Here is a 22,006-nt window from a genome sequence, read left to right on the forward strand (position 1 = left end):
TCATGAGGTTAACTCCGTTAAATCTTTAAAATATTTCCGACTAAAACGGTTAAACACAGAAACATCCCGCGCAGCTAACGGCGTCAGAAAAATTTACTGCGGGAAAATTGTCGGAAAGATGGGCTGTGTTTACTGTGCCGTGACGGCCTGACTGGAAGGCACCGGCCCCAGCGTATTGGAGGGCAGATTGTCGATATCCGCCTCAATCATCAGCGCGACGCGCTGGCTCAGGGTACCCATGTCGGTATCGCCCTGATAAAGCGGAAAGGCCGCAATGGTATTGTCCGGGCGCGGCGTGGCAACGTTAACCAGAAACGTGGTCGGCGTGGCGATGGGCAGACCGTTGCCAAAAAACGTCATGATTTCCCCCGCCAGCGGCTCATTGGCGCCGCGTTTACGGGGAATAAGGGCCACCGGAAAGGACGTATCGCCATAGCCGTCAAGCGTATAGGGATAAACCTTGATGCCGACCTCATCTGACCACTGCTTTAACTTCGGGTCGAATTTCGCGCTGTACGGACACCCCCGCTGCATAAACACCACAATGGCGTAGTTGTTCAGGTTCACCTCACGCCCGTCGGTGAGCATCATCATGTGCGGCGCACGATTTGAGGGGGAGCGCGTCTGCAGTAATCCCAGGTCAGGCAGCGCCGGTGACCAGTTGGTTTGTGTCTTGGACTTTTCCAGCGCCGCTATCTGGTCGGCCACGGTTGCGTGCGCGGCCAGCGGAGCCATGAGGCAAAAGAAAGGCAACAGAAAGGTGAGTTTCACGGTTTTGCCTCCCGGTTCTTCCTGCGCGCCTTACGGTGTGCGAGGACTTCAGACCCGATGAGCACGACCAGCGACAGGATAAGGCAGGTGAAGGTTGAAAAAACCAACACCTGTCGCGTCAGCGTCGCCGAGTAGGCCAGCAACTCACTCAGGCAGTTAGCGAGGATGCCAAGCAGAAATAACACGGCCACGACGGGCAAATTATTCATGTTTTTGCTCCTGTTTCCCGCCCTGAAACGCCATGCCAAAAGCCGCCACGGACATCCGGCCTTTACGTACCACCATCAGCCAGCGTGCGGCCAAATAGACACACGCGTAAAGCGTGGTGAGAAGCCCGTAGAGAGTCAGCAGGTTGTGGTTAAACCCCGTGATATAGGTTTCACGGCGCACCTGTTCGGGGACACATTGGTAAGGTGACGGCGTGACCGGTTGTGGTAGCGCCCGTTCATTGACTGTCATGCCCGCCGGGAGAGCAGCACATCCCCATACGTTTCCCGGCGCGGCTCCTTCCACCAGCCCTTCGGCCTGCCGGATGACAAACGCCCCCGGCGAAGGCCAGGCATTAACCACGATAAAGAGAGAGAAAATAAACACCGGCCCGATGACCATGATATCGAGCACGAGCCTGACCGCTGCCCAGCCGGCTGCGGCGCCCGTTTTGAGCGCTGAAAGTTGCATGAGAAATCCTTGGTTCTGAAGAAGGGGTAAACGGGGGGTTAGTCGGTGAGGTCTGCCGCGTAAGGCACGATACGTTCACCGACACTCAGGAAGGTGCAGAGCAAGATGAAATCGCCCGTCCCCTGCTGTGGGCAATAGTCAAAGTTCAGCATGTCGTCCCTGAAGTGCGCCTGTATCGCACTTTCCAGCGCATGACAGTCCAGTCCGGGGCGCGTTGAAAATGTCACAACGTCATACTCAATGCCGGTGAACGTTTCACCTTCCCTGATGCTTTCAATATTAAGAATAATGCTTTGCATAATGACCCTCCCTTTAGAAGTTGGGTTTGAAACCCGTGGCCACGTTCAGAAAACGCCTGGCCAGGTCATCCTGTGTCATAAAGCCATAAGCCAGCGGACGAAAGTCGCGGGAGGCCGGGTTAACCAGGAATAAGGCGGGGAAATGACTGATGCCCATCCGGGCACTTTGCCCTTCGTCCTGGCGGCTGTCCGGCACCTGCGGGGAGATTTGGCCGTCCACGCTCACCGGAATCAACGAGATATGCCGCGTGCGGGCAAAGTCAGCCACCACCCCGGCCATCTGCGCATCAATCGGGTCACTGCCGCGATAGAAGTAAAACATCCCGTACTGGGCAGACAGTTCGCTGATGGCCTGTGCCTGTTTGGCCTGGTCGCTGGCCTGCTGCAGCGGTGCCGTACTGTTGTAGTGCGGGTGTTCGAGGTTGTAATCCAGATCGGGATGATCCAGCTGAGCCACCGCAAACGACTGGCTGAACATCGATGCCCTGTCCGTCCAGAACTTCTGCCAGCGCAGGAAGGTGGCGGTATTTTCGCTCGACGGGTTAAGAATGGCCCGGTCCAGCGCCTCCTTCGTGTACCGTTTGAGCACTGCCGCCTGCTCAGACGGTGACAGCTTGCTAAAATCCGGCACTTGCGGGGCCGGGGCCGGTTTGGGTGCCGGCGTGTCCGCCGGCTTCTTCGGTTCGTTGTACCAGTGCCAGCCGGTGAACGGATCCGCCGGTGTCACCACCGCATCAGCCGGTGTCTCTGTACCGTCCGCCCACGCCGGTAACGCGAGACTGAGCAGGCAGGCAAACCACAGTGTTTTCATCATTTCCCTCCGCCCTGCGCGTTAACCTGCGCCGCAATCCGGTCTTTCACCTGCTGAACCATCACCGACGAGTTCGGGATTTTCTGGTTGGTCATCAGGTCGCTGTAGAAATCGGCAAAGTTAATCAGGTCAAAGTTGATGGCCTGCAGCTCAGGCACGGTGATCCCCCGGCAGTTCGGTGAATCACCGCTGCCAAAACTCACACCCAGCTGATCGCGACGCCCCTGCTCCTGAATAATGCGGGCCAGCTTGCCCCCGAACACGCAATACACCTGTTTTTTCTGAATACAGACGCCCAGCACGGCGCGGTTGCACGCCTCACCGACGCTGACCACCACCTTTTTCGCCTTGGCCTTGCCGATGGCCATTTCATCACTATTACAGTTCGCCAGCCCGGCGTTGTTCCCCCAGCCGGAATCCACACAGCAGTTGGAGAAACCGGCCATTGCCTTGCGACAGGACATCGCCTGACCGGTAAAGGCTTTGATGTTGATCTGGTCGTTGACGACATCATCACCGGCTGATGCCAGTCCCGCGAGTTTGGCCACCGCCGTGTCAAAACCGCTGTCTCCGGCGCCGTTGGTATCGTCACAGTCCCCGGACATGCACAGGTAATTGCCGCCACAGAGTTTGCCCGTGGAGGTGTAGGTCTTCTGGCACTGATACGTGACCTGTTGGTGCGAGCATTGCCCTGCCGTTTGTTCAGTACAGTGACTTCCGACGACGGTACAGCTGGCATCAGACATTAAAGCGGCACAGTTACCGTTACTGGCTGGCGTCGTCAGATAGGTATCGGTGTACTGCCAGCAGTCGCTGTGAACGGTGTAGGTCTGTCCGTTCACGGTGGTTGTTCTGTCGCCACCGCCCACCGTGCATTGCGTGCTGATTAACTGGCCACCCACGCTCTGGTCATCACACGCCTGTTGAACGTTGGTCTGGGGTTGATACGTTTGTACGGTCGTGACAGCCGTCATGCTGAGCGTCAGGGACGCAGATCCGTTACCAAAACCACTAATGATGCCGTCAAGGAAAGTCGTCTGGTGATTCACTGACCCAATCGTTAAAGAAAGCGTGACTGTCTCTCCCTGATTCATGTGATAGCCAGAAACAGACAGATTCTTTTGCGTTGTCCCCGAAATCCTGTCCGGTACAACCATTGAGTCCCCTAACACGCTCCATGTCACTGTCCGGGCCAAATATCCCGACATATTGAAATTAGCCAGTTGAAGGTCGCCGGTAAAAGGTGCGATGAAGGTCGCATAAACCGTCAGATTGTCGCGGGAGTAGGTGAAGTCCCCGGTATTTATTACCGCTGTCTGATTGGTTTGCGTCGTCACATACGTCCCGCCTATCGTGACGGCCCGGTTACAGCTTTGGGTCACCGCCACATCTTTGTCGCAGGTGTAATTCTGGAAGGTGCTTTTACTGACGACTTTGTCCGTACACTGGTCATAGGTGCCGTTGACGACCGTGCCGGCAGTACTCTCAGCATCCTTGCCGTTGGTAATGAACGGTGCCTTGGGGTCAATGGTCACCGCCGGATTGGTCGTGCCGGAGCTGATAACAGCCTGCCCGGCATTGTTCTGGCCGAGTTCGGTCTGTCCTTTGTCACTGATACCGCCGTCCCCACCCTGCACACCCCCGTAATAACCGCTCTGCGACGGATTGGCGGTGTACCCTGGAATGACGGTCGAGGGTGAGGTGTTTTTCATCCCCGAGGTGCCCTGACCGCTGTTAGATTTTCCGTAGCTGGAACCGGCGTTGTAGGCATCGCTGACGGCATCGGCCTGTGCCCCCTGGGCACACAGCAGCAACAGTGACAAAAGCAATCGCTTCATTATTTCCCCTCCGCCGTTTTCAGCAGCTGTGTGGCCGTGGTCGCACAGTCTCCCCGGCGCACGACTTCTTCGAGTGCCTGCTTAACCGGCAGGCTGCCGTAAAGCACGTCATAGTTGCCCTGGCAGGTGACCACCAGGGCGGGCACAGCCTTGATGCCGTATTGCTGATACAGCGTCGGATCAATTTGCACCCCCGCCTCTTTGTCCTTCTTGGAGAGATCAAACATCACCGAGGCCGTTTTGCGAAAATCGTTATCTAGCAGGCCACGCAGCGTCGCCGGTATACCAAAACGGCGGGCATCGGCGAGCATGGGCAGTAACCCTTCTTCCGGAATGCCCAGGCTCACAAAATAAAGCGCTTGCGGCGTGGGCCGGTCAGCGCTGTTCTGGTCAGCCTGGGACGCGGCAATTTCGTTTTGCAGCTGAGACACCTTATTTTGCTGTGCCGGTGGCAGGGTAATGTTCATGCCCTTCAGCTGCGCCTGGAACTGCTCAAGCTCGGTTTGTTTTTGTTTCATGTACGCCATATCACCGGCGGACACGGTGGGCTGCTCGGCTGCCTGCACGGATTGCGCGCAGAGCAGCGCGGCGCTGAGCGTCAGCACCGTCATCAGGGGTCTGTTCATAGAAGGTCCTTACAGATAAGCGCAGTTACGCTTTCGCCACAGGAGGTAGCCGAAGTTCTTTTTGGATGTCGGGGCGTTATGTACCGAGCCCCACAGCTGCGTGGTCGTGCCAAAGGGGTGGCAGTCGCTGGCTTCGGGGTACATGTTGACCATCTGATATCGCCAGCGGGATTTCGGGATAATCGGGGACGGATACTCGTAGCACACCGCCACGTCCGCCCCGACCGTCTCCATCACGAGTCCCTCCCGATGCAGTTTGAACGCCATCCGTTCGCTGACCAGTACGGACGCCTCAAGCGGCGAAAACTCGTTGCTGGTGTAGCCCGTGAAGGGGTACATCGACCCCTGCGCACCGGCACACCAGAACAGCGGATCCAGCGGTACACCGGCGGTAGAGGCAATCGAGTCGGCGGCGCAGGCCCCCTGTGCCAGCAGGTTAGAGAACAGGCTCACTTCCGGGTTGATGATCATCGACAGCGTGCTGTCATTCCACAGCGGGTCAACCTCGGAAAGGTAAGCAATATCCATGTCGCCGGTCTGCATGCAGCCGGTGCTGGTGATGATATTCAGCCAGTAAATCAGCGGATATTTATACCAGTGCACATGGTAGAACGCGCCGGGTGACGGCTTGTCACTCTGCCCGCCGGTGCCAGTTCCTGTCCGCCCGAGGTCAATTTTAAACCCGCCCATATTGACCATCACGCCGGGTTCACGGGTGACGTCTGTGAGGGCTACCGGTTCCCAGAAGCCGATGGCCAGCCCCAGTCGGTAAAAAATGCCGTAAGGGCACAGCTGGATAGGCGATGCCGGATTGGGGGTGTCCGGGTGTGAACCGGAAGCCAGCTGAATGCTGCCGAGCGTCATGGGAAACAGGCATTTCCAGCAGACGTCACTGATAGGGTTTACCCAGCGACCGTCTCCGGCGTTCGTACTGGCCGCCTGTGCCGGCGTGCACAGGAAGGCCGTCCAGATTAAGGTAAGGCAGAGAATGAGCTTGCGCATTCGTCCTCCGGTTCCCTGACAACCGGCATAACCTTCCCGCCCGGCCGTTCACAGCTGTCAATCAGCTGGATATGAAACGTCGGTGTGAGTAATTCGATAAATGCAAATAATCTCATGCTTATTCAACCTCCTGATAAGGTGAGAAAGAGGCCACGTATAATCCGCGCTGACGTAATCGCCTGAGCATCCGGTGCACCTTCTGTGCACTTTCACCGGCAGCGATCTCCATCCGGATTTGGACAATTTTCTCGTCGTGTTTGATGTGGGCAGGAAGTGTGCCAATCCAGGTGTCAAGCAGCAGGTTAGCCAGCTGTGTGAGCACGATTTCAGGCACAGTGATTTCGAATCGGGGGTTGGTACTCAGGAAAAGTCCGTGGTCTTTAAGCAGGTGCTCCAAATCAAGGGCCATCGCCAGATAAAGCGCCTCTTCCTGCCCGCCGCTATCCGCCCCGCCTTCATGCCGACCGATAACGCACGTCAGTAAGGGCTTCAGCCACGATTTAATCAGGTTCACAATGTTCGCCCCGGACGCGTCCGTCGGTCAAAAGACAGGGGGGAAAGGAAGAGGAACCCATAAGGAGCAAAAGGATCCGGTGGTTTGTCATGATGTATGTCAGCGTTTCCATCACACACTCCTTTCTTTAGACAGTGGGCCGTGACGCTGGAGTACCGTGCGAATATCGTGCTCATTCAGTGATGCCAGAATCAATGAGGTGCGAAGTTCGGCGCTCAGGGCCAGCAGCGTCTGCAAAGCCGCGCGGATAACCACCGATTCGGTGTAAAGCGGGTGTTCTTCGGTCATGGCCCGCAGGCCGTTTTTATCGGTGTCGCCAAGCCGCACGGTGGTGGCAAAGCGTTTGATATTATCCGCGTCGTGATTGTCTTTAACGCAGTGATTCATTTCAGTGCCACCTCCTCGACCTTGAGCGTCCTGTCGTCGCGGCTGATACGTACCGGCGTATGCTCGAAGCCAAATTTTGTTGTCAGGGTGCCGTACTGGTCGAAGTACACCGGTTCATCCAGCGCATTGCTGCTGTCCCGGATATTGCCGTTCACCAGAATGACTTTGAAATTAACCTGCCCGGCCAGCTGCTGTTTCACCCACTTCATCTGCGCGGGGTTGTCGCCGTCAATGAAGTACAGGGTTTCGCTAAACGGCACTTTATCCAGCGGATTGATCTGATCACCGGCACGGGCGATCACGTTACCGCGCATATCACGAATAGTTTCACGCACGGTAAACGTCGGGTCATAGTGCAGCGTGCGGTCGGCTTTCGCCGGGGTCAGGCCCACTACCGGATCGGGACGAACGGCGTGGGCTTTCACCCGGGCTTCGGCTTCGCGCTGGATCCTGTCCATCTCACCGCTGTCTTTCATGCCCTGCAGGCGCTGACCGATAAAATCCAGCAAGTCAGGCTCGGCTATCGGAAACAAATGACCAATAGTGCCGAGATCCTTTGCCCCTGCTGACAGGCTGAATAAGCCTGCCAGCAGGCAGATAACCCACCGTGATGTCATGGTGCCTCCTGCATGCGGTGGGCAATGTCCGCCTGGATCTGAGGCGTGATGTCCAGTACGGGCATCACCACCGCCGGCGGCACCAGGATCAAGTCATCGTGCGCCTGCTGCCAGTCGTTCAGGCTGGCTTTAAGTGCCTGATCAAACCGGGTGGTCAACACCCGTGCGCTGTTCTCATCCAACTGTTTTTTAGCCGACTGCTGCATAAACAGATCGATAGTGCCCTTCATGTCAAAGACCACCGTCCGTCGCTGAAATTGTTGAGCGACCAGTGCGCTGATACCGGCACACACCGTGACCAGCAGCAGTGTCAGCAACAGTGCCACCGCCCCAGCCCGCACGAATTTCTTGTGGAAAAAACCGGCCTTACTGGCCGGTGTTATGCTGATGCTCTGCCTGACGTTTTGCGCATCGATATCGGTTTCATTCACGGTTGATTTCCTCGGTTTCTTTCACACTCAACCCTGCCCAAATTTCCAGCTCGCGGATCTCGTCCTGATACATGTCAGGTTCACAGGCCAGCAGGTAGGCCGCCTCTTCACTGGTGGCCCCCGCATCCTGCGCCTCGCTCATGTATTGGAAATCCTGCCCGCGCGTACTGAACATCGCCCGCGTGACCGGATCGACGAAAACGCGATGGAAGGAACTGTTTTCCCCGGTCGAAATCATCACCGAACTGAAGCCCGTTTCTTTCGCCGGCTGGAAGCCGCGAATGACCTGCGTTTCCAGCTCGGTAAATTGGTCAGGGTTGGCATTGAGGTAGGTTTTAAAGGCTTTGGCATCCTGCAACAGCGTCACCTTCGTCCCGCTACAATCCCAGGCTGCGGCCGCCGCCGGCGGTGCGGCCTGGTCTTTGGTACCGGTGAAGTCCTTAATCCCCTGTGTGATGGTGATGAAGGCCCCACGGTGACGACGCACCGTCCGGTAGCCGGTTTCGATAAAGCGTGCGGCATGCGGGTTAGAGCCGCTGAAAAGACGCCAGGCTTCGTCGATAATGGCCACTTTTTTCAGGTCACGCGGCGAGTGGTACATTTTTTCCTGTATGGCCAGAATGAGCGAATACAGGATGGCAGACAGCAGGTGTGGCTGGTTTTCCAGGCTCAGCAGCTCCAGCACGGCAAAGCGTGTTTCGCCATCGAGCGTCGGATTGTCGGAGTTAAAGTATTCTCCGTTCGCCCCCCAGGTACACCAGCGGTCGAGCAGCAGAACCAGCTCGTTAATACGGTCACGGATGGTCGGCTGGGAGTCGTAAGTGGTCGTGACTTCTCGCGAAATCATGTACGCCACCACGTCATCAATTCGGGCTTTGTTGGCTTTCGCTTCCCAGGCCGCGACCACGCCTTTTAGCAGAATGGTTTCGCTGACCTTATCCAGCGGCTCGTTAGGGCTGGCCAGTACGGTCAGCAGGCCAGTGATGCCTTCTGCCGACTCTTTAATGTCCACCACGTTAGCAAAGGGATTAAAGCGCAGGGTGGCACCGTCCAGGTATTTCCCGCCGGCTTGTTTACAGAAGTTTTTGTAGCTCGCCCCCATGTCGATAACCCAGGCGAAGCCGTGGGAGTTCAGCACCTGCCGCAGGATTTCCTGAATAAAGAAGCTCTTGCCCGCGCCGGTGGTCCCCGTCACCGCAATGTTGTAGTTGGTGCTGCCACTGGTTTCGCTGAACATATCGAAAAATGCCAGCTGGTTACGGTAGGTCGGCAACGGACTGCCTATCGGTGACATTTGCCGCTCAGCCACCACCGGCATCAGGTTGACGGCGTTAAAGCTTTTACAACGCAGCGTCGAACCCATCACCACCATGTCTTCCCACAGCCCCTCCTGCATCATGAAGGGGAAGGAGCTGATCCAGTTTCGCAACTGCTGAAAGCGCGGGGCGGAGATTTCCAGATCATTTTTGCGAAAGACGTTGATGGCCGCCAGCTCACACGACTGTTGTTCGCTGGCGTCATCCGGCGTGAACAGGGTCAGGTTCAGCGAGAAATTGCACATGGCAATTTCGTTACTGGCCAGCCCCTGCCGCAGGTCTCGCCATTCCTCATATGCCCGCTGGGTGCCGGGGAACAGCTTGGCGTAGGACGTGCCGGCTTTCTTACCCAGGTCCTGCTCTTTACGAAACGCGTCGTTCTGGCTTTTTACCTGATCTTCCACGGATACCGTCCAGCTGAGGATGAACGGACAGGGAATACCCAGATCGGGAAAACGCATGTTCTGCAGATTGTCTGACGCCTGCCAGAGCGCAAACCTCGCCGGGGCTTTAGTCAGCTGCATATTCACAATACGAGTACTGGCGACGGCGGTATCGCGGCTGTCCCCGAGGATACGGTCCTCCGGCTGACGCGCGGTGGTAAGCCGCAGATAGCCCGGACGCACTTCCATTTCGGTACTGTGATCGACGCACTGGCGGTGCAGTTCCTGGTCGGTGTTCCAGTGATCAGGACTGCGGGTCACCTGCCCAGGCCGGTAGTTAAGCTGCTCCCGCATGACCGACAGGAATTCCGGGGCACCGACGCGGCGGGTTTCCATATGGGCGGCCATCAGAGAGACGCGCAGCGTCTCCCGCAGCTGCACAACGGAGTCCATTGCCCGGATACCGCCTCGCCCTGAGCGGGCATACACCAGAAATACGCGGTAGTTACGCAGATAAAGCGGGTATTCTCGGTCGTTACTGAGCCCCTTCAGAGCCGCCCGCTCCCAGTAGGCTTTGGTGATGGCGTTAAGCGGTTTTGACATGCTGCCTTTCCACATGTCCTTGCTGAGACCATTGTCGAGCATCTCACCCACGCACTTACTGGCCACCATCAGCACAGTAATTGGCGTTTTGCGGGGCATTTTTTTGCGCAACAGGTCATCGAGAGCCTGCACAACTTGTTGATTGGCCCCGGCCAGCGGGGCCACTTCCATGATGAAACCGATGGATCGACTGTTGATAAACAGTTCAGTTTTTTCATCATACATTCGGTAGGGCAACAGGCTGGTGATGGACGGATAGCTCAGGCTTTGCTGCAACATGTCAGCCGCCGTCTTTGCCCCGCCTTCATCTTTACTACCGGCAAAAATGTTAGCCAGCTGGTCTAACCAGGAATCGCTCATGACGCCCCCATTTTTTCAATGCGTTGTGGATAACAAAGAGGATGCGGGGATGACGCAGGCACGGGCTGCGCGTCAATAAATTCGGGCGTTAAGGTCCGCTTCATTGGCCTCATTCCCCTTCACTGATCACGCGAAAATCTGCATCCCAGCGGGATTTGTTCTTCACGAACTCGACCACTGCGGGCTGATGGAAGCTGTCTTGCTCATCCACCCAGGGGGCGATCCACAGACGCTGCGTGGCATCGGGAATACGACGGGCGTCCACCTGTCCCGGACCGGCATAGTCAGCCGGCGTAATGGGGCGGATGGCCGAGAGAGAGCGGGTGTTACTGCCTGCAACCGGAATGGTTGACGCCCGCAGCATGGCGTCGTTATTGGATACTGGCGTGCCGGCTATCGGCCGGGGGGCCAGGCCGGCGACGCTGATGGGGCGATCGGGAGACACGTTGGGTTTGATGTTTGTTGTGGAAGCCAGTGACTCAGCGGCAGGCTTTGGGACGGTTTGCGCCTCCGCCGTCAGGTCGTCCAGGCTTTTGCCTTTGGCGGCCAGGTGACTGGCGTCTGACATGGACAGGCATTGATCAGTGGCTGTCTTGTTACAGTCGAAATCGGAATTCATACCGGCGCAGCCGGTCAGCATGCCGCACAGCAGCACGGCAGGAAGGACTTTGAACATGGTGTTTACTCCGGATGCGGCGATGCCGCCTTTTGTGAAAGAAAAAATGAGTGAATGGTAGGCAGTGCAGTGGGGGGACTTTCTGTGTTCTGAATTACGGGTGCGCGATTCTTAGGTTAACGGGATAGAACATATGCGGGAATTGCGGGCAGAGGGCCGAACGTTTCTTCATATCGTTGCACCAGGCGGCGGAGCGTATATGCTTCTGTTTCCGTTTTCTTGAGGCTTTGACGCAAATGGTCACACTCGCTGGCTAAGCGAGATTTTTCCCTGACCGCTTTTCGGACGACCTTTTTAGCGCCCTCTGGATCAGCAAATTTCGCCAATGCATAAGCCAGCATATCCAGTTCAAAACGCAGGTCTGCCGGATGTTGCCAGAACGGCGACAACTGGTGACCCAGATACCCGCATGCGAGACAGCCACAAATATGACCGGCCTTCACCCTGACGTGTCCGCGCGCGTTCACCCACAGCAGTCCCCAACGGTCGGGAAGATCATTAAGGTCGATCAACCCTTCCGGACAAATGTAATACCGGTAAGTGCCCATGCCCGTTATCTCGCCACTGCGGTGGGGTTTTGCCCGGTCAGCCAGAAAATCAGAGCGGCTGACCTTGGACTCCACCACCACCGAACCGCCGTCAAACCCCCACCGGTACGCAAAGACATCTGCTCGCTCACCACCGTACAGTCCGCCTACTTCCGTTAATGCCACCTGACAGCCGGGGCCATTACCGCTCGCCGGACGCTTACACCACTTCGCCGCAATCGCGTTCAGTTCGTTATGTGTCATACGCCAAAAACCTCGTATAACTTTGCCACCACTCCCCCCGTTAACACGCAGCAGGCTTCTATCAAAAAGAGGGCGTTGATATCGTCAGAGTTTAATACGGGGAGACGCCAGGCCACGATGATCCAAAAGGTAAAACCCAATAGGCCCAACACCAGGGGGAACCCGAGTGCAGTCAGAATGATTTTTCCGTTGAATGATTTTCGTCTGGCGGCGAAAAAAACACTGACAAGATAAATACCCCCCAAAAGCAGCGTGCACCGCCATATGCTCCATTCTGCCCGTATATGAGCGAAATGATTGATAGCGGCCCAGCCGCCAAAATAGGCGATAAACGCCAGGACAAGAATGGCAAAGGGCCACAGGTTGTTTTTGCTAATAAACGTCATTCATCCCACCTTACAGCAAGCATCCCCATGAGAATGAGCCCATAAGAAATAGCACCGGCGGCATAAAAAAAACCGGCCGTCACCATATCTGTATAGGGATGCCAGAGTGCAATGCTGCATAGCACAAAACCGATGAGATAGAGCACCCAGGGGGCGATAAAAAAGGCAATCTCAGGGTACAGCTCTTCCCTTGACTCATCGTAAGCCAGTGCCCACGCCACAATGATCAAAAAACAGGTGAGCATGGCGATCACCCGCCACATGATCCATTCAGCAGGCATGACCCCGATGTGCATCAATTTTGCCCAGCACCCCAGTTGGGTAACCAACAACAGCACGAAGATCACAAATGACGGCCGGTACAACGCCTTAACCGCTCTCATTACGCGCTCCTCAGTTGATGGTGTCGCCCAAATGCAGCACTCTGGCCTGACGCAAAACGTCGTCTGGGTTACGTTGGCCACGGCGCTGCAACAGGTTGTTTTTACTCAGCTTCATCACGATCCCCTTATTTCATCTGGTTAATACTGCACGAGTTGAAACATTCGGCCCCCCACGGCACTCATCAGTGAAATAGCGCAATGCGTCATTAAAATTTCGTTAATCTGTGATGGGCCGAGATGAGGTAATTTCCAGGCGACAAAGGCAGACATCACAAACAAGACAGCCATCACGCCCCAGAGCGCGGCCATCATGCAGAGCGTATTGATGACCGAAAAATCAATCGCGCTGCCATAAATCAGAAACAGATAAAGTGCGCCGGCAATGAGGGCAAAGCGCCAATCACTCCAGTCGGCCTGTGTTGTATGGTGTAATTCGTATGCCCAGACGCCATAAAATCCGAGGGTTATCAGACAAAGGATGACATAGGGAATACGGTTGTTTTTACAATCACTCAGAAACATCATGTTCTCCTCAAAAATCCGGATTGAGATTTCCCAACCCATTGGCTGGCTGCGTCGCATTCCCGGCGTCGGCATCAGACTGGCCGTGCTCAAGTTTTTCAATGTCACTGAGCAGTGCCGACAACTCGCAGGATGACGCTTTGCGCTTCCAGGCCTGGCGGTAACGCACTTTTAATGCGCCGAGCCGGATACGTTGTTCCCGATTTTTCACCACACACCCCCCTTTTTATGCCGCTGCTCCCCGCCCCAATACCCGTACACGCAGCGTTTCCGGTGCCCGACGCCCGCAGACCGGCACCCGTACAACCTGATTCATCAGCGTCAGCATCAGCATGGCTCGCCTGGCTCCGTTGGGTTCGTCCCAAACGGCTTCCAGCCCTTCAAACACCCCGCTGAGAACCTCCACCCGGTCACCGTGCATCGGCATCGTCGGTGCAGGTGACAGGCAGTCATGGGTTTTCAGCCGCTCCACCACCTCATCGGGCACCACTGATGGCATGCCGCCAAAACTGATTAATGACGACACACCTCTTGTGCTTTTGATGGTGGTGGTGTGAATGACCTCCGGATCAAAACGCACGAAGATGTAACCGGGGAAAAGTGCCTGAGGTGACACCGTTTTAATCTGCGGGCTGCCGAGTAACATGGGGGTGATGACTTGTGCCGTATAAAGCGGCAGGAAACATGTCACCCCCTGATTGTCCAAATGCTGTTGTGCGCGTTTTTCCTGTGCATACTGCGTCTGTGCAACGTACCAGTGTTCCATATCCCGTCCCCCTGTCAGTTAATGGTATCGCCCAGTTTCAGCTGGCTCGCCTGACGCAACACGTCATCAGGATTGAGGACAGCAGCGCGGGTGACGTTATTCACCTGCGTGGATGCATTACCGGCCACCTGCTGCACGTTGTTCTGTGCGTCCCCTTTTTTGTCTTTATCCGCTTCAATGTCTTCAATGGTTTCCAGCCGGAAGCCCTGCTGGAAGACCACGGTCACGCTGTTACCCGCGCCGATATCAATTACCGGGTGATACTGCTCAGCCCGTTTTATCCAGTACTGGCTGAGCGTGTCAGCCGCCTTGCTGGCACCGCCCCCAATCCCCTGCTTAAACACGTCGCCGGCACCCACTGACGCCGTAGCCCCCAGTCCGACTGACGGCGTGGCGGCTGACTTGATGCCTTCCCCGAAGCCAGAGAGCAGCCCTGCCATACCGGCGTAGCCGATGATCTGACCATTACGCATCACCGGCTTGCCGCGAATACCCTGCTTGCCCTGATATGCCACATGTCCGTCAAACGGCATGTCGATATGCTTGCCGTTTTTCAGGATGCAGCTGATGTTTTTGGTTCTGACCTCACCGCGTTCGCTGGAGATGTCCCCCCAGATTTCGCCGGTGACGCGGCACTGGTCCATGTTGTAGGTTTTACCGTTGGGCATGGAGACATCACCAATCAGGGTGATGACCACGGGAGAGGTGTTTTGCTGACCGGTCACGCTGGCGTTGGCATCCGCCCCTTCAATCATTACCGCTTCCGAGAAGGAGCCGGACGGTATCCACGGCAGTTTGGTTTTTTTGGCCTGCAGTGAGGTATAGCTGAAGGTTTTACTGGTCATGCCTCCCAGATGGCCCGAGCCGGTGCCGGGGTAAAAACCGGCACCCTGCCCCTGACCTTGCCCCGGATAGCCCTGCCCGGCACCCGGCCCACGGTTGGGGTCGGTGACGTTCCACTGCGCGGGGCTAGCAGGGCCGGTGGCAACCGGGCCGGTCGTGCCTGCACCGGGGCCGTTGGCTGGCCCGGATGGCGGTGCGCTGGCCACAGGCGACGCCTGCGGCTGACTTTGCAGCTTACTCATGGCGTCCATGATTTTGGAAAGCTGTTGCTTGAGGGCTTCATTTTGCTGCTGCTGGTCGGTTTTGAGCTGGTTCACGCTGCTTTCCAGCGCCGACGTTTTGTTTTGCTGCTGAGCCAGCGCCGCAGTCGCCAGGTTGTCGGTAAAGGAGCTGGTGACCACGCCGCCGGTCATATCGACAGCTTTGGGTTTGGTCGGGTTCTTCAGTTCTGCCTGATGGTGGGTGTATGCCCATATCCCGCCCCCGACGCCGAGAGCCACCGCGACACACACGCCGGTTACGACCCACTGTTTGCGGCGGGTCGTGGTGTTGATGTTACTCATACCCCGCCCTCCGTCGCCGTGGAGAAGATAACCCACACGTACCCTTCACCGCCGGCATAAAGGTTATGGGTGGACAACATCACGGCACGGACACCCTTCTGCCAGAACTGTTTCTCTGAAAGCGATCGCGTGATGTAACCGGTGTTCTTCATGCGATAGCGCATGACCAGCAGGTGCGAGCCAACCAGCTGACGTTCAGGTGTCAACAGGACGCCCGGCAGCGGATTGTAGGCGGGTCCGCGCGCCGCTTTGGCTTCGATATAGTTGTCAGGTACGCCGCCGTTCACCACCGTGCGGGCCACGCTCACCAGCGTTTTCTCCCACGGCTGGCTTTCTTCCCAGGCTTTCGCATCCGGATTAGCCTTCATCGGCACCGACGCAGGGATAAGGTGCAGCGTATGTCCGCTGCCCGGTTTTGGCGTCACGTCAAGAGAGGCGCCGATACCGCTGGCCGTTTCCAGAAAGAGCGTGAAGTTCTGACCGGTCAGCGGCGTGATAAGCAGTGCCCCGTCTTCGGTGTTTTCCTGGGTAAAGGCACCGTCGGGACCGGTGACGCGGGTGATAAGCTCACCCTCAATGACAATTTTGTTCGGGCTGGTATTGCTCAGCTGCGCTTTCAGGTGCGCATCATTTTCAAATACGGTGCCCGCCGGGCCGCTGACGTCGGCCATCGCAGCCGGTACGAGGCAGAGGCCGGCGACGAACGCGGCAAGAAGTCGTGCTTTCATGCGGTTATCCCTGATGCTGTTTTGACACGGGTTGAGAGGGCTGCACTTCGGGGAAGGCGGTCAGACGGATAATGCCGTCCACATATTTCACGTTGAGCCGGTAGGCTTTATGCACATCGGGGATGTCTAACTTCAGGCTGCCGTTAGAGGTACTGGCAGAGAGCGTGCCGCTGACGATGATGTCACCGGTCGCGGGGTCGAACGCTTCATCCTCGATGCGAAACACCGTGGAAATGCCGTTTTTCTTGATGTAATCCGCCTCGACGGCCAGCGCTTTTTTCAGCTCAGACCGGGCTTCGGGCGGCACCCAGCGCAACAGGGCGGCGTGCTGACTGTCAACGGTGTCAGGCGTCACGCTCAGGCGTAAGTTAACAAACGAGCGCACCAGCATGTTGTTCAGGTTGGCATCCCCCTGCGACGCGTCGGAGGTGAATGACCGGTCAAATAACATCGGGGTGGTGATGGTTTTTTGCGTGGTCGCAAAATGCCAGGCCATGGCACCGGTGATGCAGGTGCCCACCAGGCTCAGAGCAAGGAGCGAACCGAGTGACGCCAGAGCCAGCAACGTCACCCGGTTTCGCGTTTCTTTCACTTGATACTTCATCGTTTCTTCCTTCGGGCAGGGAAAAGGCGCCACTCGAAAGTGGCGCATTCGCTATTGCATCCAGTGACGGTTGCCTGAATCAGGCACCCGCCTGAACTGCACCCGGAAAAGCACCGTTGGCAGATACCAGTAAAGAAGGTTTAAGAGCCACCATGAGCCCTGACCTTTTTTAAGGTGTCGGATAAGCAGCCAAAGGACGGCACCCACGCACAGCATCACGATAAAAATGTCGCAGAAGAACCCCGTCACCCCACAAGCAAAAAGCACAAAGGCTTCCTCGGGTGGCAGTCCGGCAACGCGTTTTTGCTGATTGAGGGTTTCCGGGAATCGATATTTCAACGAGTCCTGGTCCATAGAAGGAATTAATTGATGAGGGCGAAGAAAGCGCGGGTGATAAGGATGAGCATAATAAGGCCGGCAAATACCATCGGGTTACGGGTTTTAATAAAACCGGTCACCGACACGATAATTTCAGCCACATATAACACCCATTCCACCGTCGAGCCGTGACCAAAAGTATCATTGGCATCCGCTTTTTGCGTAGCCATTAAATCTGTTGCGTGAACCAGGTGGGGAGAAATAACCACCGCGAGGGCCAGTGCAAAGAAAATAAGAGTTCGCCGGGCGGCGGGAGACTGCGGAATAATAGGTTTAACACGACGAGAATAAAAAACATTAAAGTTAAACTGGAGAGTGCCGATAACCCCCCTCTGGAGATTATGTCCCCCTTCAGGCAAAGCTACCGCTACCCCTTCCGTCATACCGGAATCGGTCATCACTGATTTCATTATAAAAAACCTCGATTTGAGTAATAAAAATGTCAGCGTGCGTAAACAGACGTAACGCTCCCCTATCTTACATTGAGTCAAAAAAAAAAAAACTGTGACGCAAGTCACAGTTTTTTCGGTTTCTAAGATATTTCTTATCATTCACCGGTAGTAGGCTCACACTCTCATTTCCTGTGTTATTTCAATCAGGCACAAAAATATGAAAGTAAAAGAGAAGATATACGAACGGCGCGGCCGTCCGAGAAAATATACAATGGGCGAAGTGCGTTACCGCGTACTCTGGGCGCCTGAAAATCTGCTACTGGAGTTGCGTATTGCCGCCCGCGTTCGCGGGGTAAGCATGAACGATGAGGTGGTGGGCCGGCTGATTCAGTCGCTGGATTTCACCCCGAAAAAACCCATTATTAAAACGGAAGAGGGAGAGCGGTTATTAGCCCTGGCCCGTTTGTTTGATGAGTTTATTCAGTCGCACCTGGATATGCTGCGGGAAAAATATGCCCAGGAAGCGCCGGTGGTGGATGAAAATCGGCAGTTTGTGGCCGGTAAAATGCGGCGTTTCAGCAGCAGTTTTCCGGTGAATTTAAAAAAGGACATGGAAATCAGCGCACGGTTTAATCAGCGCAGTATGAATCAGGAAATCGTTCAGCGCCTGTTAGGGTCACTCAATTATTTCACTGAGCAGCAGTTGCCCGAAAATGAGGAAATAAAACGACTGCGTTCGCTGGCGATGCTGTTCGATGAATTCATTGTGTCGAAGGTGGCGGTAGCGGAGAACCCGTTAACGAATAAGGAAAATAACGAATCGGGATCTTAGTTATCCTGACAAGATATGCCGGGCAACCAGCCCGGCATAAACTTCACTCTTCTGCGATAAAATGTTTTGACTCTGACCTGTCTTCGGCGGCGCTCATGCCGGAGAGATTTCTGTCGAGTAGTTCCTCCAGTTTTTCATTCCCGCTCTCACCGCGCAGCTGCAAATACATTTCTGACATCATGGCCATCATAATGCTGATGCCTTCACGGCTGCCGGAAACTTTGCGTATTAAGTCCCGGTTAAACCCTTCCTGGTCAAAGCTATTTCCTTCTCCCTGGTGTTTTTTCACCATCAGCCCGATGTTAACCAGTTCATTGACCACGGAGGAAAAGTTCACCTCGCCGTGCGTGGCGCCGTTTTGCAACTCAATCTGCACCAGCTCCAGCACTTCCCTTTCGGTTTTTTCTTTGAAATAAATATTGCGTCTGGCCATCTCTTTTTCCTGTGTGTCCGGCAGGGATTTATTGCCGGTAATGTTCGCGTTATTTCCCGATGTATTAGTCAATCGCATGGGTAGGATAAAGCGAAAGGTGTTATTCTGTTGCTGGCGATTATTCTGCCGAAACTCAGTGTGTGTCAATACGGCACTGCAAATTAACATTGTCCGGTTTGGCTTGGGTGTGTTAATCCGGCACCGTGGAAGAATTTCATGTGTGTGAATCAGGCACCGCATGCCGTTTTAGGCGTATTCGCCAGCACTGACGGGTATTTTGATGTGTGTTAATTAGGCACCACCTCAATTATAATGGTGTGTTGATTAGGCACTACACACCATTAGGTGATATTTAATTTATTGATATTTAACTAAACACACTATTATCACACCATGCAGTGCTGGTTAGGGTGCCGGATTGACACACTATCAGGCACTGTAATCACACACAATACGGCACTTCACTAACACACCATCCAGCACTGCAAAGTGTGCTAATTAGCACACTCTTTCAGTGACACTTGTAAAATTTCATTAAAAATTACAGTTAACATCATGAATTACAACAACAAAACTGCAAGATGAAATCTTGCGTGGGGTGTGATGTAAGTTGTAAGAAAAAGCGGCCTGGTGAAATATCCCTATTCTGTTGATTTATTTAATTCCGTGGTGACATCAGAAGGCGTTCGCAGAGCGCCCTGTGCGCGTCTGTAACTAATTATCTTGCATCGGGAAAGGTGAAAGCGTATTTTCGCCAGAAATCACGCCGCGCTTATCCGGCGCATTCCTGGGGAATATAAAATAATGAAATGGTATGCTCTGCTCACGCTGGCGGCGGTGTTTTCTGCCCAGGCCAGCCCGGAAATGTGTTTTAACAAAGCGGGACGCGATTACGGTATTGATCCCCTTTTGTTGACCGCAATTTCAATAAAAGAGTCGCGGCTGAGAATGGACGCCATCAATGACCGTAACCGTAATAAAACAGAAGATGTTTGCGGCATGCAGGTTAACAGTTCACATTATGCGGCGCTGCGAAAATTTGATATTACTCGTGAACGGTTACTGAAAGAACCCTGTACCTGTATTTACACCGGTGCCTGGGTACTCGCACACAATTTCCGGGCTTACGGTAAAAACTGGGACAGCGTCGGCATGTATAACACCGGTCCGTCACCGAAGCTCATCGTGCAACGACGCGCCTACGCAACCGCTATTAAAAATATATATCGCATCCTGCTGGCCACACAAATGATTCAAAATAAACAAATCGCCCAGCGTGACGAAAATCCGCTTCTGGCCAGGTCAACGGCATCAGCCAATACAGACACTAAAGCAAACAATCAATAATGTAACCAGGAGGCGTGCGTATACGTTTTTTGATTTTATGACGCGGGAAGGGAAATAACTCTTGGGAATAATCGGGGAATTATGGGAAATATCCGGCGTTCTTCAATAGCGCCGGATGGATAAAGCGCTACCATTCAAAAACATCGTACCCGTCAAGAGTATCAGCGTCCGGGTCAAAACAGATCATCCCGATTTGGTGTTGTTTGCGCATACAAAAAACCAACGTCCTCACGGGCTTTGAAATCCCCATGTCTTTTAATTTCAATACCGGATACCGGTATTCACGCAGCATTAAAAGATAGCCATAGCCGGTGTCAAATACCCAGGGGAATTTTTCGTTGACGTATTGCGATAAAATTTCTCCATCGCCCGGCGTTATATGTGCCGTGCTGCATGTCATGCCGTTAATCTTTTCCATACTGTTGACCTTATGCACAGGGAGAGCGAACACCCTCCCTAATTTAAATGCGGAGTGTTACGCCTTCATTTTTTTAAACTGTTCGGCAATCATCCACAGCGCCCGGTTTAATTTCACGTCTCCGTCAATACCGTTAATCGCACGCGTCGTGGTGCGCTTTCCTTTTTCGGTGCGGCCGATTAATCCCCCCCGGATCATATTTTCCTGCACCCGCTGAAAGGTCACCCACAAATCATTTTGGCAGTCTTCTCTGCGGCGCGGCATTAATACACTCGCCGGGGTAACGGGGATTTTTTTATCGTCTTCCCCGTAGCGATACATGAGCGCCGCCTGGGCAAACAGGTCTTGTTCATCCCGGTTGAGGGGCATGTCTTTCATGATATTCATGTGCTCCTCGACCTTGTCAAAGATGCCGAGCACCTCATACGCCCCCTCGATAACCTGCCCGGTCACATCGCCTTTGTGCGGAACTCTGACTTCGCCAAAGTCCTCACCGCACACCATGCCGTTCGCGCATACAAATCTGAAAATACCGGGCAGCATCTGATAACTGCTGCTGCCGTCGTGTGAATTGAGCAGGATAATTTCCGGCACTTCGCTGCCGGTGATTTGGCGCTCGCGGCGCAGGCGCAGCATGTGTTTGGTATGGCCTTTTCTGGCCTCATCCCGGACGCGGGTCTGACAGGCAAAGAACGGCTGGAAGCCTTCTTTGCGCAGGCTGTCGAGCAGCTCGATGGTGGGAATATAGGTATAACGGTCACTGCGGGAATCGTGTTTTTCTTCAGAAAAAACGCTTGGGACGACGCTGGCCAGCTCGTCATTGGTCAGCGGACGGTCGCGGCGGATCTGATTTTTGGAACCAAAACGGGAAGCTAAACGCATAATGATATCCTCGATGTTTGTGATGATGCTAAGTCAGTGATGGCGTGATGCAGGAAACACCGGACGGTAAGTTTCGCCGCCCGGTCACAATGGCTAGTCCTCTTCAAACAATTCATTTCGCAGGTCGCAGTAGGCGTTTGCACTGCGTACCAGTGCCGCGTCCGTCAGCGTCAGGCCCTGTTTTTCCGCCGCCTGTACAAAGGCCGGATGGTCTTTTTCCGGCAGACGCTTGAGGTACGCCATTGCGCTGACGATCAGGTTGTATTCATAGATTTCGGCGTGCAGGCCGCAGCCCTGATGGGCTTTTTCACTCAGGCGGGAAATGACCGCATCGGCGCGGATCACATCGAAGGGATGCGTTGACGAAATATCAGTGATAAAGCCGTCCATGCGCAGGGACGTGCTTTTCGCCCCCCATCTTTCGGA

General features: G+C 54.9%; 31 protein-coding genes. 2 read left to right on the forward strand and 29 right to left on the reverse strand.

The features are described 5' to 3' along the window. Positions 1-129: 129 nt before the first annotated feature. The 25 genes from trbB to AC0Z7K_RS22980 all read right to left on the reverse strand — a co-directional run bounded on the left by trbB (position 130) and on the right by AC0Z7K_RS22980 (position 17,686). Entirely contained in the window at positions 130-771 is a 642-nt protein-coding gene (gene trbB / locus AC0Z7K_RS22860) for an F-type conjugal transfer protein TrbB (RefSeq protein WP_485616089.1), read from the reverse strand. After that, positions 768-980 carry a hypothetical protein gene (locus AC0Z7K_RS22865; protein WP_485616090.1) on the reverse strand — a complete coding sequence of 71 codons (213 nt, stop codon included), beginning with the start codon at positions 978-980 and terminating at the stop codon, positions 768-770. The genes trbB and AC0Z7K_RS22865 overlap by 4 nt, the downstream gene beginning before the upstream one ends. Continuing rightward, entirely contained in the window at positions 973-1,449 is a 477-nt protein-coding gene (locus AC0Z7K_RS22870; protein ID WP_485616091.1) for a hypothetical protein, read from the reverse strand. Before AC0Z7K_RS22870 ends, AC0Z7K_RS22865 begins: the two co-directional genes overlap by 8 nt. A gap of 38 nt (positions 1,450-1,487) precedes the next feature. Continuing rightward, positions 1,488-1,748 carry a hypothetical protein gene (locus AC0Z7K_RS22875; RefSeq protein WP_413536418.1) on the reverse strand — a complete coding sequence of 87 codons (261 nt, stop codon included), beginning with the start codon at positions 1,746-1,748 and terminating at the stop codon, positions 1,488-1,490. Between the two features lie 13 nt (positions 1,749-1,761). Next, positions 1,762-2,559, reverse strand: coding sequence for a type-F conjugative transfer system pilin assembly protein TraF (gene traF / locus AC0Z7K_RS22880; RefSeq protein WP_353504350.1), 798 nt, complete (start codon positions 2,557-2,559; stop codon positions 1,762-1,764). Continuing rightward, positions 2,559-4,397 carry a type-F conjugative transfer system mating-pair stabilization protein TraN gene (traN, locus tag AC0Z7K_RS22885; protein ID WP_112198204.1) on the reverse strand — a complete coding sequence of 613 codons (1,839 nt, stop codon included), beginning with the start codon at positions 4,395-4,397 and terminating at the stop codon, positions 2,559-2,561. The genes traF and traN overlap by 1 nt, the downstream gene beginning before the upstream one ends. After that, positions 4,397-5,023: a type-F conjugative transfer system pilin assembly protein TrbC gene (trbC, locus tag AC0Z7K_RS22890; protein WP_112198205.1), complete on the reverse strand. Its 627-nt coding sequence runs from the start codon at positions 5,021-5,023 to the stop codon at positions 4,397-4,399. Before trbC ends, traN begins: the two co-directional genes overlap by 1 nt. 9 nt (positions 5,024-5,032) lie before the next feature. Continuing rightward, positions 5,033-6,025, reverse strand: coding sequence for a conjugal transfer pilus assembly protein TraU (gene traU / locus AC0Z7K_RS22895; RefSeq protein ID WP_112198206.1), 993 nt, complete (start codon positions 6,023-6,025; stop codon positions 5,033-5,035). Positions 6,026-6,143: 118 nt separating this feature from the next. Further along, the gene (locus tag AC0Z7K_RS22900; protein WP_224266913.1) at positions 6,144-6,539 is read right to left on the reverse strand and encodes a hypothetical protein; all 396 of its coding nucleotides are present in this window, start codon (positions 6,537-6,539) and stop codon (positions 6,144-6,146) included. Between the two features lie 111 nt (positions 6,540-6,650). Beyond that, positions 6,651-6,926 (reverse strand): hypothetical protein, encoded by a 276-nt coding sequence (locus AC0Z7K_RS22905; RefSeq protein WP_014695883.1) that lies wholly within the window; start codon positions 6,924-6,926, stop codon positions 6,651-6,653. After that, positions 6,923-7,543 carry a type-F conjugative transfer system protein TraW gene (traW, locus tag AC0Z7K_RS22910; protein WP_112198208.1) on the reverse strand — a complete coding sequence of 207 codons (621 nt, stop codon included), beginning with the start codon at positions 7,541-7,543 and terminating at the stop codon, positions 6,923-6,925. Before traW ends, AC0Z7K_RS22905 begins: the two co-directional genes overlap by 4 nt. Next, complete coding sequence (trbI, locus tag AC0Z7K_RS22915; protein ID WP_112198209.1) at positions 7,540-7,974, reverse strand: type-F conjugative transfer system protein TrbI; 435 nt, start codon at positions 7,972-7,974, stop codon at positions 7,540-7,542. The genes traW and trbI overlap by 4 nt, the downstream gene beginning before the upstream one ends. Further along, entirely contained in the window at positions 7,967-10,636 is a 2,670-nt protein-coding gene (gene traC / locus AC0Z7K_RS22920; RefSeq protein WP_224266912.1) for a type IV secretion system protein TraC, read from the reverse strand. Before traC ends, trbI begins: the two co-directional genes overlap by 8 nt. A gap of 109 nt (positions 10,637-10,745) precedes the next feature. Then, a complete protein-coding gene (traV, locus tag AC0Z7K_RS22925) occupies positions 10,746-11,312 on the reverse strand; it encodes a type IV conjugative transfer system lipoprotein TraV (protein WP_014695879.1) in 567 nt (188 codons plus the stop codon). Positions 11,313-11,428: 116 nt separating this feature from the next. Then, positions 11,429-12,103 (reverse strand): adenylosuccinate synthase, encoded by a 675-nt coding sequence (locus AC0Z7K_RS22930; RefSeq protein ID WP_112198211.1) that lies wholly within the window; start codon positions 12,101-12,103, stop codon positions 11,429-11,431. Continuing rightward, positions 12,100-12,489, reverse strand: coding sequence for a hypothetical protein (locus AC0Z7K_RS22935; RefSeq protein WP_112198212.1), 390 nt, complete (start codon positions 12,487-12,489; stop codon positions 12,100-12,102). Before AC0Z7K_RS22935 ends, AC0Z7K_RS22930 begins: the two co-directional genes overlap by 4 nt. Then, the gene (locus tag AC0Z7K_RS22940) at positions 12,486-12,872 is read right to left on the reverse strand and encodes a hypothetical protein (protein WP_112198213.1); all 387 of its coding nucleotides are present in this window, start codon (positions 12,870-12,872) and stop codon (positions 12,486-12,488) included. Before AC0Z7K_RS22940 ends, AC0Z7K_RS22935 begins: the two co-directional genes overlap by 4 nt. A 138-nt stretch (positions 12,873-13,010) precedes the next feature. Continuing rightward, positions 13,011-13,397 carry a hypothetical protein gene (locus AC0Z7K_RS22945; RefSeq protein WP_157962132.1) on the reverse strand — a complete coding sequence of 129 codons (387 nt, stop codon included), beginning with the start codon at positions 13,395-13,397 and terminating at the stop codon, positions 13,011-13,013. Between the two features lie 7 nt (positions 13,398-13,404). Further along, entirely contained in the window at positions 13,405-13,608 is a 204-nt protein-coding gene (locus tag AC0Z7K_RS22950) for a hypothetical protein (RefSeq protein WP_112198215.1), read from the reverse strand. A gap of 12 nt (positions 13,609-13,620) precedes the next feature. Then, positions 13,621-14,160, reverse strand: a complete 540-nt coding sequence (gene rfaH / locus AC0Z7K_RS22955) for a transcription/translation regulatory transformer protein RfaH (protein ID WP_112198216.1) — start codon at positions 14,158-14,160, stop codon at positions 13,621-13,623. Between the two features lie 14 nt (positions 14,161-14,174). Next, positions 14,175-15,566: an F-type conjugal transfer pilus assembly protein TraB gene (gene traB, locus AC0Z7K_RS22960; RefSeq protein WP_112198217.1), complete on the reverse strand. Its 1,392-nt coding sequence runs from the start codon at positions 15,564-15,566 to the stop codon at positions 14,175-14,177. Continuing rightward, the gene (gene traK, locus AC0Z7K_RS22965; RefSeq protein ID WP_112198218.1) at positions 15,563-16,294 is read right to left on the reverse strand and encodes an F-type conjugal transfer protein TraK; all 732 of its coding nucleotides are present in this window, start codon (positions 16,292-16,294) and stop codon (positions 15,563-15,565) included. The genes traB and traK overlap by 4 nt, the downstream gene beginning before the upstream one ends. A 4-nt stretch (positions 16,295-16,298) precedes the next feature. Then, positions 16,299-16,898 (reverse strand): TraE/TraK family type IV conjugative transfer system protein, encoded by a 600-nt coding sequence (locus AC0Z7K_RS22970; RefSeq protein WP_112198219.1) that lies wholly within the window; start codon positions 16,896-16,898, stop codon positions 16,299-16,301. Between the two features lie 51 nt (positions 16,899-16,949). After that, entirely contained in the window at positions 16,950-17,252 is a 303-nt protein-coding gene (gene traL / locus AC0Z7K_RS22975) for a type IV conjugative transfer system protein TraL (RefSeq protein ID WP_112198220.1), read from the reverse strand. 8 nt (positions 17,253-17,260) lie between these two features. Next, the gene (locus tag AC0Z7K_RS22980) at positions 17,261-17,686 is read right to left on the reverse strand and encodes a type IV conjugative transfer system pilin TraA (protein WP_112198227.1); all 426 of its coding nucleotides are present in this window, start codon (positions 17,684-17,686) and stop codon (positions 17,261-17,263) included. 199 nt (positions 17,687-17,885) lie between these two features. Between AC0Z7K_RS22980 and AC0Z7K_RS22985 the strand changes: the two genes are divergently transcribed. Then, positions 17,886-18,500 carry an Arc family DNA-binding protein gene (locus AC0Z7K_RS22985; RefSeq protein WP_112198221.1) on the forward strand — a complete coding sequence of 205 codons (615 nt, stop codon included), beginning with the start codon at positions 17,886-17,888 and terminating at the stop codon, positions 18,498-18,500. A gap of 43 nt (positions 18,501-18,543) precedes the next feature. Here AC0Z7K_RS22985 and AC0Z7K_RS22990 read toward each other — a convergent pair whose 3' ends face one another. Beyond that, a complete protein-coding gene (locus tag AC0Z7K_RS22990) occupies positions 18,544-18,933 on the reverse strand; it encodes a relaxosome protein TraM (protein WP_112198222.1) in 390 nt (129 codons plus the stop codon). Between the two features lie 804 nt (positions 18,934-19,737). On the opposite strand from AC0Z7K_RS22990, the gene AC0Z7K_RS22995 reads away from it, so the two are divergent. Continuing rightward, a complete protein-coding gene (locus AC0Z7K_RS22995; RefSeq protein WP_112198223.1) occupies positions 19,738-20,280 on the forward strand; it encodes a lytic transglycosylase domain-containing protein in 543 nt (180 codons plus the stop codon). A gap of 127 nt (positions 20,281-20,407) precedes the next feature. Here AC0Z7K_RS22995 and AC0Z7K_RS23000 read toward each other — a convergent pair whose 3' ends face one another. The 3 genes from AC0Z7K_RS23000 to AC0Z7K_RS23010 all read right to left on the reverse strand — a co-directional run. After that, positions 20,408-20,698 (reverse strand): DUF5983 family protein, encoded by a 291-nt coding sequence (locus AC0Z7K_RS23000; protein WP_112198224.1) that lies wholly within the window; start codon positions 20,696-20,698, stop codon positions 20,408-20,410. 57 nt (positions 20,699-20,755) lie between these two features. Continuing rightward, the gene (locus AC0Z7K_RS23005) at positions 20,756-21,580 is read right to left on the reverse strand and encodes a DUF932 domain-containing protein (RefSeq protein WP_217147323.1); all 825 of its coding nucleotides are present in this window, start codon (positions 21,578-21,580) and stop codon (positions 20,756-20,758) included. Positions 21,581-21,673: 93 nt separating this feature from the next. Continuing rightward, the coding region (locus AC0Z7K_RS23010) for a hypothetical protein (protein ID WP_485616092.1) at positions 21,674-22,006 on the reverse strand (333 nt) is incomplete at its 5' end.

Source organism: Rahnella sp. 1L-D-7-B-C2, assembly GCF_057290995.1.